This is a genomic window from Bacillus sp. EKM208B (genome assembly GCF_011800725.1).
Taxonomy (GTDB): domain Bacteria; phylum Bacillota; class Bacilli; order Bacillales; family Bacillaceae; genus Bacillus; species Bacillus velezensis.
Genome location: NZ_JAANHO010000004.1, coordinates 40441 through 54970 on the forward strand (window position 1 = coordinate 40441; position 14530 = coordinate 54970).

The window sequence follows — 14530 nt, forward strand, 5'->3', positions numbered from 1 at the left end:
GAGAGGCATGCTGATGAAAGGATTACTCTGCCTGGCATTAGCCATTGTATCAGAAGTGTTCGGGAGCACGATGCTGAAGCTGTCGGACGGTTTTACGCACCTGTGGCCCGCTCTCGGCGTCATTGCCGGAATCGGAGCCTCTTTTATGTTTTTGAGCTTCTCATTGAAAAGCCTTGATTTATCCGCCGCATACGCGACATGGTCAGGTGTCGGCACCGCTTTAACGGCAATTGTCGGCTTTTTTGTTTTTAAGGAGGCCATGACAGTCAAAATGATGATCGGGCTTGTTTTTGTCATCACGGGCGTCATCCTGCTGAACCGTTCCAAGTCTCAAAAAGCTAAAAAAAATCAAACGGCCCGGAGCTGACCGTTTGAACTCGTCAAGCGCGGGCAGCTTTTACTTCAACCTCAAGCTCCATCTCCACGTTTCCTTGGACCGCTCGTGAAATCATACATGAGGACTCCGCTTTTTGCGCTAACTTCCTGGCGAGCGTAAAATCCGTTTCGGCTGCATCCGGCTTTAATAATATAAACGGGCGGTGAATGATTTTCTGGTACGTGAACACACCGTTCGTGACGTCTACAATTCCTTCAGATTCCATATGTAGATCTTCTTTATCCAGGCCGCTTCTTTCCATCATCGCCGCAAGCGTTATAATATAACAGGTCGCGGCCGCTCCAAGCAGCATTTCATCAGGATTTGTGCCTTCTCCGGGTCCGTCCATTTCCTTAGGAATGGACACAGCCGTCTCCAGCCGGCCGCTTTTAATATCGCCGACGTCATTCCGATTTCCGGGCCAATTTGCTTTTAAATAGAAGTGATGTTTTGCCAAGGGACAAACCTCTTTTTTTTCAGTTTACTCATCTTTCACTGGTTTGTCTTTTTTTAAGCTCACGAATACTCTTGATTGATCACTCTTTTTATCGTACGGACAAACCGGTAAAATTCCTCCGTTTTTGTGAATTCCCTTTCGCGGTAATCAAAATTATCAAAAAACGCTTCCCGCTGTTTTCTGCTGATCTCAAGCTGTATGCTCAGCCCGGTTTGCGCCTGGTTATTGATATTTTCGGTGTCAACCCCGGCCAGACCGGTTTTTGAGGTTGCCAATTCTGCAGAAAATCCGTTTCGTTCGAGAGCTCTCACCAATTTTTTCGCCCGCTTCCGGTCGCTTCCTCCGACAAGAGTATTTTTCTCGTCGCCTTTATAACCGTGAACTGCGATAACATAATGGTGCTGCTTAATGCTTTCGACTGCTGAAGGCTCATCGAACTTGGTGCTCGTAATATGAAGAGTCTGGTTATCATGCGCTTTTAATCCCTCAAACAGGTAGGTTGAATAATCATCCCTGAAAGAGCGGACGATCTCGCTCACCCCGCCCTCAATTCTCCCTCCGTGCGGCGACATGATCAATACGGGGCTCCCCTTTCGCTTATTGTACGATATATGATAATCATCGGGGTCTTCGTGTTCAGCCAGATCTTTAAAATCTGTGTATGTATCAGAAGAATTCGAGGGATCAGGGTCTGACGCATAATGAGCACATCTTATTAGTAAGACCATTGCTACGATAATGATGACATTAAGTAAAATTCTTTTCATCAGCTCTCCTTCTTTGCTCCTTTCTGAAAAATGACATGTTCATTATATGGATTTTTGTCAATAGGTCTTATCTTAACATTCTATTAACATTATCATCAGTGAAAAACTTCCCGGTTTCGAAAAATCAATGGATTGTCACGGTTCAAGCGCTCAAATGCCGGGCATCAGTGAAAAAAGGTTGAGAGAGGGCAAAAAAAAAGGGAGGAACGCCCGAATTTTCAGGGGCGGGAGATTCACGGCCGGAAACGGACGGCATCAAGAATACGCTTTTAAAAATGAATATCCGCCTCCCGAAGCAAATGCACAGGACAGAATGGAGCCCGTCAAAAAAGTTCTCATCTGCCTTTTTGTACAGCAAAATGCCGTTACAGCCCGCTCATCCCCTTTTTTTACAATAATGGTCCGTTTTGAAATGGAGCCGTCTTTTTTCATATATATAATATCAATCGGAAGCTGTTTTTCCAAGGAATGTCTCAATATTATGTTCATGTATATACCTCCTTCCGCCGGCTTCATTATAAACGCGTTCCGTTTCAACTCGGTTTCTTCTCCTGAAAAAGCCGCAAGTAACCAGCTCTCCTGAAGGACAAACAAACTGACCGAACATACTGCCTGTTCATATGGTATAGAGAGAATCGCCAGAATGGGAGGAAAAGTATATATGTTTGGTTACTCAATGGTACAAATGGTGCGGTCAAATGCTCATAAGCTGGACTGGCCGCTCAGAGAAAACGTATTACAGTTATATAAACCTTTCAAATGGACACCTTGCTTTTTGCACAAGTTTTTCGAAAAAAAGGTGAAAAACAGAAAGAAAATGTCAGTCATCATTGAATTTGAAGAGGGCTGCCATGAATCCGGTTTTCACAGCACAGGACAGGTCTTATCAAAAGAAAAACGCTGCACTATAAAAAAGCAGTTTCAAACAATCAATTGCTGCAGCGCCGAAGTCACTCCGTCCGCCCTTCACATGCTTCTTTCGCAATGCCGGGATATCCGTAAAATCTATTTAAACCGTGAAGTAAAAGCGCTCCTTGATACGGCAGCTGAATCGTCTCATGCAAAAGAAGTGACCCGTAACGGCACCGTATTAACAGGAAAAGGCGTAACCGTCGCCGTTATTGATACCGGAATCTATCAGCATCCCGATTTAGAAGGCAGAGTTATCGGATTTGCGGACTTCGTCAACCAAAAGACAGAACCGTATGACGACAACGGGCACGGCACCCATTGCGCCGGTGATATTGCAAGCAGCGGCGCTTCATCTTCCGGTAAATATCAGGGGCCGGCGCCAGAAGCCGATCTGATCGGAGTCAAGGTTTTAAACAAATCAGGATCAGGAACCTTGGCTGATATCATTGAAGGTGTGGAATGGTGCATACAATATAATAAAGAACACACGAAGAATCCGATCAGAATCATCAGCATGTCACTGGGCGGAGATGCGCTCAGATATGATAAAGAAACGGACGATCCGCTCGTCAAGGCCGTTGAAGAGGCATGGAATGAAGGAATCGTCGTCTGCGTCGCCGCGGGCAACTCCGGTCCGGAAGCTCAAACGATTTCAAGCCCCGGTGTCAGCGAGAAGGTCATCACGGTAGGCGCCTATGATGACAATAATACGGCCGGCAATGAGGACGATACGGTCGCTTCATTCTCAAGCCGCGGCCCGACGGTGTACGGAAAAGAGAAGCCTGACATTCTTGCGCCCGGGGTCGATATCGTATCTCTCCGTTCTCCGCGTTCATATCTTGACAAATTACAGAAATCAAACCGTGTAGGCTCCTTGTATTTCAGTCTGTCGGGCACGTCCATGGCCACTCCGATCTGTGCTGGCATTGCCGCCTTAATCCTTCAGCAGAACCCGCAGCTTTCGCCTGACGAAGTGAAAACACTGATCAAACAAAGTCCGGATCAATGGACAAATGAAGATCCGAACATTTACGGAGCGGGCGCAGTAAACGCTGAAAACGCCGTGCCGAAAGAGTAATCTTTTTATCATGAGAACGGGGTCGTCTAAACCTGCAGATGACTCCGTTTTTCAGGTGAACAGATGAAACATTTATAATGAAGGAACTCGGAATGCTTCAGAACCGGCTGTCAGAAAAAAAGATCAATCAAGGCAGTGTATTTCTAAAAAAATAGGGAATAAGTATGGTGTAGATAAAAGGAGGAATCACAATGGCACTTACAAACACCGAATTGTATGAATGGCTGCAAAAACAGATCGGACAAACGCTTGATATCAGAAAAGGAGAGCTGACAGACAGCCGAAACGAGATTTCTGATATGGACCAGATCATGCTTCACCTTGATGATGTTCTCGTCCGCCGGACAAACCATCCCGATGACTATGTAGCGGACGAAGAGCTCGTCTTAAAAGGGCACGGCACAACCTATACGGAGGAAGGAAATGTCCCGCTTCCTCAAGATGCGTATGAAATCCCTCTGCTCGGCGATATTACCATCCAAAAGGAGCAAGACGGATTAAAGGTACATACAGATCGGGCCGTGTATACAATCGGGACCCGGAAAGAGCAATAAAAAGAAAAAACGCCCTGAACCAGCGGCGTTTTTTTATTGGTTTTTTTCTTCAGAATATCCGTGGAACATCGTGAATGCGCAAAGCATAATGCCTAAAATAATGATAATCGGAAGCCAGATCACGGCAAACTTATAATCCGGTTCGGCAAAAGCGCCGATGACCGCCCCAAAGCAATACAGAACCAAGGCAAGCGCGCGCAAAACAGCATCTCTCGTAAACTGCTTCCGCTTGTCCGCTTTGTAAAACCTTGCGGTGAGATCTTCAAAAAAATTAGCGAGCGTTCCCGTTAATACGGTCGTGGAAATCCCCGCTACACCAAGTTTTCTCGCGGCTGTCGTCTGCATTCCCATTGCGAAGCTGAGCAGCATAATCAGCACATAAACAGAAATTGCGTCTGCAAAAAAGCAAGAGAACAAAGCAAACAGCAGCAAAACAGCTCCTTCAATAGCTAAAGCGGCAGTTACCGCAGGGGGCCAGAATGATTTCTTTTTATTGCCCACAAGCAGGGCCGCGGCAATAACGCCGGCAATAAATCCGATTAACGAGGTTAACGATTTGAGTACGGCAAGGTGCCATGAGTTGCCGATCGCCAGGCCGAACAGAACGATGTTCCCCGTCATATTGGCGGTAAAGATATGTCCCAGGCTTAAATAACCGATCACATCCACAATTCCCGCTGTTAAACAAAGAAGTAAAAGTGCAATATTTCGGTATGTAGTCACTGTCAATGTGATCCAATCCTTTCTCATGCTGATTCCAACATATAAGTTTACTCTTTGCCATTTCATATGTCCAGCCGGCGTGCCGCTTTTTCAGAGCATAAAAAACTCCGGCGAACCGGAGAAGCTACTGAACGATAAATAGTACTCTCGTGCCGTCGGAGTATCCGCTCATTTGATTTCCAACCCATGAACCGGCCCCGCGATTATCCGACGGGGTTACATATCTGATATCAGCCCCCGCCCCGCCTTCTGTGCAGACTGCCATGGGCCATTCATCACGGTCAAACCCGGGCTTTGTCGGAATTCCTTTCAATGATTCTTTCCTTCTATTCTCCGCTCCGCCCCGATCAATTGTACAAATCTCAGAATGACCTGCCGAAATGGCGTCTTTTATATGATTTCCCGTCTCCGGATATTTTGACAGCGGGAAATACAGCACCTGATCGTATCGGGATGCGGCACGAGCAGCACTGTCCGAATGGATGCCGGCGCCCGTAAGGCCGACCTGAAGAGAGATCACCAAAAGCAGACTTGCCGCCCATTTCATAAACGCATTAATTCACATCCTCCTTAAGAAGTTGATATGAAGCGTAAATATGTATATTAGCCGGATTTAACACACATGATGAAATGGGAAAAAAAGTTTGCTGTTTTGTTGATAATCAACGAAAATGGCGGCTTTACGATTTGTCTATTGAACCGGCTTCTGTTTCCTTATATATTTTAGTCATACTTATGAGCCGTTGTGATCAGTGTCTTCGGCAGATAAAAGGAGGAATGCCGTCCGGTCGGCAGGCACCGGCTGTTTGTTATGTCTTTTCAAAAACATGAAGGCGGGGAAATCCAGATGGAAAAAACAATGTTTCACCCACACTCACCCGAGTTTCACGAAAACCCTTTTGCGGTTTTAAGCAGATTCAGAGAGCAGGACCCCATACATAAATTCGAACTGCAGCGTTTCGGAGGCACCTTTCCGGCTTGGCTCATCACGCGTTATGATGATTGTATGGCGTTTTTAAAAGACGGCAGAATTACGAGAGATGTAAAACGGGTCATGCCGAAGGAGCTGATCGCGAAGCTGAATGTCAGTGAAGATATCGATTTTGTCTCAGAGCATATGCTGGCAAAAGACCCTCCGGATCATTCACGTCTTCGATCTTTGGTGCATCAGGGGTTCACTCCCCGGATGATTGAGCAGCTTCGCACCGGGATAGAGCAGATCACAGAAGAGCTGCTGGATGAAATGGAAACAAAAGCAGACCCTGATATCATGAGAGATTTCGCCGCACCGCTTCCGTTTATCGTCATTTCCGAACTGCTCGGGATTCCGAAAGAGGACCGCGCCAAATTTCAAGTGTGGACAAACGCAATGGTCGACACGTCAGAAAGCGGACAAGATGCGACCAACCAGGCTCTCAAAGAATTTAAACAATATATGAAAACACTGATCGAAGAAAAAAGAAAACATCCGGCTGAAGATCTGACAAGCAAGCTTATTTACGCTGAAGAGGACGGCCAAAAGCTGAGTGAATCAGAGCTGTATTCCATGCTGTTTTTGTTAGTCGTTGCCGGGCTTGAAACAACGGTTAACCTTCTCGGCTCCGGCACCCTGGCGCTTCTTCTGCACAAAGACCAGATGGAGAAGATAAAGCGGCAGCCGGAAAATATCCAGACGGCAGTCGAAGAGCTTTTGCGTTATACCTCTCCCGTCATCATGATGGCGAATCGATGGGCGATTGAAGATTTCACTTATAAAGATGTTTCTATTAAAAAAGGTGATATGATATTTATCGGCATCGGTTCAGCCAATCGGGACCCGGAATATTTTGATGATCCTGATACATTAAATATAGCGAGAACACCGAACCGTCATATTTCTTTTGGATTCGGCATTCATTTTTGTCTCGGGGCTCCGCTCGCCCGGATGGAAGCATCCATTGCCTTTACCGCGCTTTTAAAACGGTTTCCGAATATAGAGCTGAAAGGCGCGCCCGAGGATGTAACATGGAGAAAAAATGTGTTTTTGAGAGGGCTTGAAACATTGCCTGTCAGATTTTAATATCGTCCCCCTGTTATTGGGGGTTTTTTTAATGTCTTATAAACTGAAATCAATATGACAATGAAAATTTAGTACATAGTGAATTTAGTTCTATATAGATAAAAAAAGCGGCCGGATTGCTCCGGCCGTTCTCTATTACCGTTTTACCAGCTCATTTGTTTCGTCCAGCTTTTTTCTGAAAGATTTAAGGAAATTTGCGCTGATCGTTCCTTTGTTTGCGTACAGTTTTTCGCAGAATGCCTTAATGGCGTTTTGCGGCATTGGTTCCGACAGCATTGTGACATGATTGGAAGAGTGAACGTCCAGCAGGTGAAACTGTTTCATCTGGCGTTCCCATTCTTTCCAATACGCATCATGGTCTAACGGGATTTGTTCTTCCTCTGCTGTCAGATAACGTTCAAGATCTCCGAGGAACAAACCGCTTTTATTACGGAAGTAGTAGCATTGCAGCGCTTCCGGATGAGGCAGCGGCTTCATGTCATACTCTTCCATTCCGTAAGCGAGCTGCGTCTTCATCATTTGCTCCAGCTGCATCCGGATCGCTTCTTCGGATTTTGGCAGACCGCGCTTTTTGGCAAGGCCGGTCAATTCTTTCAATACTTCTTCTTCCTCAGCCTGGACGGTAATGTCTTCTCTGCTGATTAATGCCTCTTCAAGGTTTTCAGGCTTAAGATATGCTGTAAGCATCGTATTGATCGTTTGCAGCATGACCGACTTAACAGATGGTTTTCTTTCTTTCCATTTTTCACTGTACGGGGTGTCGATCATGACGGCGCTTTTTACCGTATGACCTTCCTCTTGCAAGAGGCGCGCGGTTTCATATGCAAGCATTCCGCCTAAGGAATATCCGCCGAGGTCATAAGGGCCTTTCGGCTGTACCGCTTGGATGATTCTCATATAAGAAGCGGCCGTCTCTTCGATTCCTTGCAGCGGCTCTTTCCCTGTCAAACCTCTTGCCTGGATGCCGTAAAAAGGTCGCTGACTCTTTTTGGCGAATGGCTGGTATGCTTCAACGCCTCCCGTTCCGCCGTGAAACCAAAAAACAGGACGGCCTTTTTCTCTATCATTCAGCTTGACGAGTTCTGGAAAATTTCGGCCCGCCTCCTGCGATTGGTTCGTTTTTAACAGCATGCTAATCTCCTGAACAGTGCTGCATTTCTGAAGAGCCTCCAGACTGATGCGGCTGTCTCCGTCCTCAAGTTTTTTCAGCAGCTGAATAGAGGAGATTGAATCGAAGCCGTATTCAGTCAGCGGCTTATTTTGATCCATTTCCGCTGGCTCCATCCCCAAAATGTCTGCCACAATGTCAGCCGCGCTCTCGCAGCGGATCTGAGGATTCTGTGATACCGGTGCAAGGCTGATGTCTTCTGACTGACCGCCGTTCCAATACTTATGGTTTTCAAAAGGATATGTCGGAAGCGGCACTCTTTGAACAGATTTGCCTTGGTGGAGTCTGTCCCACGGTATATCCGCACCTTTCACCCAGCAAAATGCAAGTTTTTCCAGATTGTTTTCAGCCAACAGCGTCTCCGTGACGACTGTACCGAGAGTCCCTTCCAGTAAAACGCCGATATCTCCTGATCCAGTCTGCTGACTGCCTGTAAAGAAGCTTTTCATTCCATTGCTTTCTTCGGAAAATGCTCTGTACTCTTTCAGTTTTTCCAGCAATTCATCTTGATTGCGGGCAACGAGTGCCAGGCGGCAGTTCATCGCCTCACGGCCGGTCTGAAGCGTATAAGCAATATCCCGCAATGACGGAGTATCTCCAGTTTGCACAAAATCAGCCAGCTGACCTGCGGCCGCCTTAAGACGTCCTTCGCTCTTAGCAGAAAGCACGATAAGCTGCGGTTCACACGCAGATTCTTTGTCTTTATGGCTCGGGCTGTACTGTTCCAAGACGACATGCGCATTCATGCCGCCGAAGCCATAGCTGTTAATTGCGGCCCGGCGCGGAATCGGTCTGCCCATATGGTCGGTGAGCTGTGTCCATTCCTGATTGTCTTCGGTGAAACGGAAGCGGCTTTTCTGAATGGCCATTTGCTCATTTGCAGCTGTAAATCCGGGAATGCCCGGGATGGTATGATGCTTCATGGCCATCGCCGCTTTTATAAGGGCGGCCAGTCCGGAAGCGAGTTCGCCGTGCCCGATGCAAGGTTTCACGGTGCTGATATAACAAGGCGCGCTTTCCCCTTGATTTGCAGACTCGCCGTAACCCGCTTTGATTGCATTAAACTCCAGCGCATCTGCCATTTCGGAGGCAATGCCGTGCGCTTCAATATAAGTGACGGTTTGCGGATCAACATCGGTGTCTTCGTACGCTTTTTTCATCGCGGCCTTCATTCCCGCCGGATTCGGTGCGTGAAGCGACATGCCTTTACCGCCGTGAGACACTCCTGTTCCTTTAATGACCATGTGAATATGATCGCCGTCTTCAATTGCCGCCTCAAGCGGTTTGATGATGATCACGCCCGCCCCTTCGCTTCTGACAAAGCCATCGGCATCTTTTTGGAACGATTTCGCCCGGCCGTTTTTGCTTAAATATCCCATTGAGTCAAAACCGATAAAGCCCTTCGGCGATTGCAGAATATTGGCGGCCCCCACGACAGCCTGCTCACATTCGTTATGACGGATTGATTGAACCGCCCTGTGCAATGCCACCAGCGTTGACGTGCAGGCAGCCTCGTAATATTCACTCGGTCCTTGTAAATTCAAGGCATATGATATTCTGTTCGGAATGATGGACGGGATGGCTGTTCCATTGTTCGGATCGCTGTTGCCCGCGGCAACGAAAACGCCTGTCGGTCTGCTTGATAACGCCTTATTTGTCAGGCCCGCATCCTCCATTGCCTTCCATGTATGCATCAAAAGCAGAAATTGCTCCGGCCCCATTTGTGATGCCTCTTTAGGGGAAATTCCGAAAAAGAGCGGGTCAAATTCGCCGACACCGTCAATAAAACCGCCCCATCTGAGACTCGTGTCATTCTCATCACCGGCGTAACGGCGCCAGTCCCAGCGGTCCGCCGGAATTTCGGTAATACAGTGATCCCCGTTTACGATGTGCTCCCAAAAAGACTGGATATCCGGGGATTGCGGAAACTGAGCTGACATACCGATAATCGCGATTCCTTGCTTGATATCGGCGTTATCACAAGGCGGATGCTGTTTCTTCGGTAAAGTGCGCTCTTCTGCTTCCGTGACCCTGACCTCTTCTGAATGCTTATGATCGGCAAGCAGTTGAGAAAACTTGCTCTTATATGCTGACGCGAAGTGGCGGGTCAGCTCCTCCGCGGTCGGATACTCGAAAAACAATGTTGGATTCACATCGATGTCCGCCTCTTGGCCGATCTCTTTTGTCAGCCCGATCAGGCTCGCTGAATCAAGTCCCAATTCCATGATATTCGCGTCAGACGGGAGAGATGGCGCGGGTTCATCCATCATCTTGGCGAGCTTGCCAAGGACGTAGCTGCGGATATCATCTGTCAGACTGCCGGAAGAAATCGGTGCTCCCGCATTCTTAACAGCCGTTCGGGCCGGCTGATTCATCTGTTCGGTTTTCGGGCGGAACCGTTTCAGGGCATAGCCTTCAAAACGCATCACCACTTCCGATCGGCTGCTGATGACATCTGCGTTAATCAGAATCATTTCCCCCGTTTGTTTGGCCAGCTTGATGTGCAGCCAGCAATCGGTAAGAGCTTCCGGGCTGCTGAAGGTGACGGAATTAATGCCGAACGGCAGATAGCTTTCCGCCTCCGTTTGGTCCAATAAAGAAAGCGAGGCCAAGTAAGCACTGTTGGCGATTAACGGATTTACGGCATAATGATGCGCTTGTTGTGAGTCGCTATTGTTCAGGTTCACTTTCGCTAAAACGGCATCAGAGCCTTTGTACAGGCGGGTGATCGTTTTAAATTCTTCTCCCCACACGACAGTTCCCGTTCCGTCTCCGTATAACTCATCTATCCGGCCCACTTCCCGGTAAGAGCGCTGAATGGCCGCCAGATCCGCGTGCTGCTTTTGAAACGGATACGGGCTGCACTCGGCATACGCCGCTATGCTCCAATCAGGAGACGTGCGGCTGCGGTGCATTATGCTCAGCTCAAATGCATCCCCATTTTGTTTCGATTCTGTTTTCAGCTCGATGCGATCGCCTTTTTTTACGGTAATGGGGCTCGCGTAATTCAGTTTTTTAATTTGTCCTCCTTCCGCTTCAGGAAAAAGATCACAAAAATGATCGACTGCCAGACTGTTATATGTAGCGCCGACGAGTACCGGTTCTCCGCTGAATTGATGCCCTTTCACGTATGGGTCGACATCACTGTATACCGCCTGAACGCCGGCAGCGTTTTCTGATTCACCGAATTGAAAAGAAGTCCCGTGGTCAAAAGCGTAGGCCGGCAGATGAACGGCGTGCTCCTGCCGCAACTGATCAAACGCGATATTCTCTCCTTTTTCCCATTGCCGCGCACGCCGGCCAATATCAGAATCGGAGAAATTGAGATTCCGCTGATCCATGCGGTAAGCGGCCAGCTTTTCCAGCAGTTCCAGAACGGAAGCAGCCGTAAATGCCGCACGATACTCCGAATGATGCGTTCTTTTTTGCAGCGCGGATGCGATGGCGGCCGGATGAAGAGATGGCGTCTTTTCTAAAAAGGCCGCCAGTCTGTCAAGATAGGCTTCAAAACTCCATTTTGTTTTCGCTGACACAGGGAAAATATATTCCTCATCGCCGTGACGGGCCTGATCGGAATTCGGTCTGATATATTCTTCTACGATGAGATTTGCATATGCCCCGCCTGCCCCGAAGGAATTGATCATGCTTCTCCGCGGTATGATGTCTCCCGTCTCGGCATCCTTCAGACGTTCCCAATACTCGGTTTTCTCCTGCAGGTAAAAAGCCGTTTGTTCAAGCGCGATATTCGGATTTTGCGGTTTTGCGTTAATCGTCGGGACTAATGTTTCCCGCTCCATTTGCAGCAGCACTTTCGCGAGCTGGGACATGCCGGAAGCCGCCTCTAAATGCCCGAGATTTGACTTGACGGATCCAAGCGCGCAAAAACGTTTTTTATCAGTATATTGCGCGAACGCATTTGTCAGGGCAATGACCTCAATCGGATCTCCCAATACAGAGCCGTTTGCCGCTGATTCAACATAACTGATTGTTTCCGGATTGATTCCGGCCTTGTCGATGGAAGCCGCCATGAGCTTCGCCTGCTGTTTCGGATCCGGAGCCGTGTACATCTGCCTTCCGCCGCTATGGCACAACGCGCTGCTTTTAATGACCCCGTAAATATGGTCTTTGTCGGCAACCGCTTTAGAGAACGGCTTCAAGAGCACCGCCCCGACTCCTTCTCCCGGCATCAGGCCCGTGCCGGTTCCGAAGCTTTTGCTTTCACTTCCCTGTTCAAGCAAATTCGCCCGTTCGAGCGCATCATATTTAGACGGTTCAAGCGTGAGATTGACCCCTCCGGCAATCGCCATGGAACAACTGTTAAGCTTCAGGCTTTCACAGGCGAGATGAATGGCGCTCAGTGAGCTGGAGCATGCGGTCGTAACGCCCATGCTCGGGCCCGTTAAATTGAAAAAGTGGGAAATGCGGTTGGCGATATGCCAATCCCCTCCGTTAGAGCTGAGCGCAGCTTTTTCCAACGACGGGATATTCCAGAAATATTGATTGTACATACTTCCCATAAATACACCGATGCCGCTGTCTGATTCCTGCCATTCGTTTACTCTTTCTAACGAGTAACCGCCGTTTTCAAATGTTTCCCATACGGTTTCTAAGCTTAGACGGAGCTCAGGCGTCATCTCCATCACATGGTCTTCCCGGATGTCAAACAAGTGATGGTCAAAAGCGTCAATATGCTGCAGAAATCCGCCGTACCGTGTTTTGCGTTCTTCTTTTCGTGTTTCTTTTGCCATTGTTTTCAGAAGACCGGATTTCCATCTGTTTTCCGGAGCTTCCGTAATACAGCTGTCTCCGGCTTTTAAATGCTCCCACAGCTCATCGAGGGTTTCAGACTCGGGATAGCGGCCGCTGATGCCGATAATGGCAATGTCGTCACGATCAGAACGATTAACGGTGACGGTTTCTGTTTCCGGCTTTGGCGCTTTTGGCTCTATTTGTTCAGTGATAAACCGCCGCGTTTCCGTGACAAGCGGCACCGGTTCATTCATTGCAGGTTCCGGATGCTTTGTTTCAGGAGGCGCTTGTTCGGCTCCGAATGCCTGTTGCAGCTTATCCGGGTAAGTTTCCAGCAAATACTCGGCAAGTTCTTTCGTATTCGTGTGTTCAAATAAGACCGTTTTCGGCAGCTCGCCCGTCAATGTTTCCAGTTCGCGGATAAAATTCACCTGCAAAATGGAGTCGATGCCGTATTTTTCAAAGCTGGTTTCCGGCTGAATGCGCTCGGGAGCAAGCTTTATGGACTTGGCTAACGTTTCTTTTATGAATTGCACAGTCCGGTCTGTGACTGAGAAAGACGGTTCTGTGAAATCAGCCGGCTCTTTGGAAGCCGCAGTTTCTTCAACCGCCTGCGCGTTCGGCTGCTTTTGCCTGATGACGCCGTCGCTTTCTGCCGCCACGATCTGCTGGCCGAGGTGATGTGACGATTCCGCCATAAATGTAACGTACCGATATCCCTCGCTTTCCAGCGCAGACTGCCACGCTTCAGGATACAGCCCCGGGCATCCGGGAATGCGCAGTTTGGCGTCTTCATACAGCCACCAGCCTTCCAAAAGACCGAATGTCAGATGAGAATAAACCGAATGGCTGCTAATCTCATTTAATAGCAAAATCCCATTCTTTTTAAGCACCGCTTTGGCATTGCGAAGTGTCCGCCGAATATTTTTTGTCGCGTGAAGCACATTTGCCGCAATTACCGCGTCATATGCGCCCGCCTCTATACCCTGCAAAGCCGGGGGCTCTTCCACATTAAACCGCTTATAAGTCAAATACGGATTGTCGGGACCGTATTCTTTTTCAGCATGCATGAAAAAGGCCTTTGACAGATCGGTGTAGCAATATTCTTTCACATGATGTTTGTACTCTTTTAATCTTTTGAAAACGGCCGCGCTTGTCCCGCCCGTCCCCGCTCCGATCTCTAATATCCGGATTTCCGCGTTCGGGTCTTCTTTCAGCCGTTCCTCAATGAAAGCCGCCAATGTGTCAGCGAGCACCTCATTAAAGTAGTCTGCCGTTTCATTGTTTTTATAGATTCCTTCCACCAATTCCATTGAGGAATCGGGAAACAGAACATCAGTGGCAGAAACTCTGCCGGATAAAATATCCGGCAAAGCTCTGAGAGCGGTCTCCACTAAGGTGATCATCGCCTGTTTGCTGCTGTCCTTGAGTAAAGGAGCTTTCTTTTCATCCCATTCTTGCCACAGAACGTCCGCACGCTCTATCGGACCCGTTAACACATACGTACTGCCTGACTGTTTCAAAAAGCCTTTTTGCACCAAGATGGAGATGCTTTCTTCCAGCCACCTGCCGTAAAACCCCTGCATGACAGGCTGCGTTTCGTTTTCCGTAAAAAATCCGACAGATTTCAGCTGGCCTGCCAATAGTTTGTAAAGAAGATCTTCAGTGTTTTGCAAAGCCGTCCCCT

At 48.2% G+C, this 14530-nt stretch carries 10 protein-coding genes; 4 read left to right on the forward strand and 6 right to left on the reverse strand.

Going from position 1 to position 14530, the window contains the following annotated elements:
* Positions 1-13: 13 nt before the first annotated feature.
* Complete coding sequence (erbB, locus tag G9F75_RS08440; protein ID WP_029973435.1) at positions 14-367, forward strand: SMR family multidrug efflux transporter EbrB; 354 nt, start codon at positions 14-16, stop codon at positions 365-367.
* A gap of 13 nt (positions 368-380) precedes the next feature.
* Here the strand turns inward: erbB and G9F75_RS08445 are convergent, their stop codons facing one another.
* From G9F75_RS08445 to G9F75_RS08455, 3 genes are all read right to left on the reverse strand, one after another.
* Complete coding sequence (locus tag G9F75_RS08445; RefSeq protein WP_014305039.1) at positions 381-833, reverse strand: OsmC family protein; 453 nt, start codon at positions 831-833, stop codon at positions 381-383.
* A 59-nt stretch (positions 834-892) separates the two neighbouring features.
* Entirely contained in the window at positions 893-1600 is a 708-nt protein-coding gene (locus tag G9F75_RS08450) for a poly-gamma-glutamate hydrolase family protein (RefSeq protein ID WP_014417828.1), read from the reverse strand.
* A gap of 255 nt (positions 1601-1855) precedes the next feature.
* Complete coding sequence (locus G9F75_RS08455) at positions 1856-2089, reverse strand: hypothetical protein (RefSeq protein ID WP_095272140.1); 234 nt, start codon at positions 2087-2089, stop codon at positions 1856-1858.
* A 172-nt stretch (positions 2090-2261) separates the two neighbouring features.
* On the opposite strand from G9F75_RS08455, the gene aprX reads away from it, so the two are divergent.
* Positions 2262-3590, forward strand: coding sequence for a serine protease AprX (gene aprX / locus G9F75_RS08460; RefSeq protein ID WP_014417826.1), 1329 nt, complete (start codon positions 2262-2264; stop codon positions 3588-3590).
* A 191-nt stretch (positions 3591-3781) separates the two neighbouring features.
* Positions 3782-4144 (forward strand): protein YmzB, encoded by a 363-nt coding sequence (gene ymzB / locus G9F75_RS08465; protein WP_128496647.1) that lies wholly within the window; start codon positions 3782-3784, stop codon positions 4142-4144.
* 33 nt (positions 4145-4177) lie between these two features.
* Here ymzB and G9F75_RS08470 read toward each other — a convergent pair whose 3' ends face one another.
* The gene (locus G9F75_RS08470; protein WP_003154084.1) at positions 4178-4933 is read right to left on the reverse strand and encodes a YoaK family protein; all 756 of its coding nucleotides are present in this window, start codon (positions 4931-4933) and stop codon (positions 4178-4180) included.
* A 58-nt stretch (positions 4934-4991) separates the two neighbouring features.
* On the reverse strand, positions 4992-5426 hold the full coding sequence (locus tag G9F75_RS08475; RefSeq protein ID WP_021493650.1) for a NucA/NucB deoxyribonuclease domain-containing protein: 435 nt from the start codon (positions 5424-5426) through the stop codon (positions 4992-4994).
* A 288-nt stretch (positions 5427-5714) separates the two neighbouring features.
* Between G9F75_RS08475 and G9F75_RS08480 the strand changes: the two genes are divergently transcribed.
* The gene (locus G9F75_RS08480; RefSeq protein ID WP_167409046.1) at positions 5715-6926 is read left to right on the forward strand and encodes a cytochrome P450 family protein; all 1212 of its coding nucleotides are present in this window, start codon (positions 5715-5717) and stop codon (positions 6924-6926) included.
* Positions 6927-7061: 135 nt separating this feature from the next.
* Here the strand turns inward: G9F75_RS08480 and G9F75_RS08485 are convergent, their stop codons facing one another.
* A complete protein-coding gene (locus G9F75_RS08485) occupies positions 7062-14519 on the reverse strand; it encodes a beta-ketoacyl synthase N-terminal-like domain-containing protein (RefSeq protein ID WP_167409047.1) in 7458 nt (2485 codons plus the stop codon).
* Positions 14520-14530: the final 11 nt, after the last annotated feature.

Coding starts and splice junctions, on each gene's coding strand:
- ymzB (WP_128496647.1), top strand. CDS start 3,782: ATGGCACTTACAAACACCGAATTGTATGAATGGCTGCAAAAACAGATC.
- G9F75_RS08480 (WP_167409046.1), top strand. CDS start 5,715: ATGGAAAAAACAATGTTTCACCCACACTCACCCGAGTTTCACGAAAAC.
- G9F75_RS08470 (WP_003154084.1), bottom strand. CDS start 4,933: ATGAAATGGCAAAGAGTAAACTTATATGTTGGAATCAGCATGAGAAAG.
- erbB (WP_029973435.1), top strand. CDS start 14: ATGAAAGGATTACTCTGCCTGGCATTAGCCATTGTATCAGAAGTGTTC.
- G9F75_RS08455 (WP_095272140.1), bottom strand. CDS start 2,089: ATGAACATAATATTGAGACATTCCTTGGAAAAACAGCTTCCGATTGAT.
- G9F75_RS08450 (WP_014417828.1), bottom strand. CDS start 1,600: ATGAAAAGAATTTTACTTAATGTCATCATTATCGTAGCAATGGTCTTA.
- aprX (WP_014417826.1), top strand. CDS start 2,262: ATGTTTGGTTACTCAATGGTACAAATGGTGCGGTCAAATGCTCATAAG.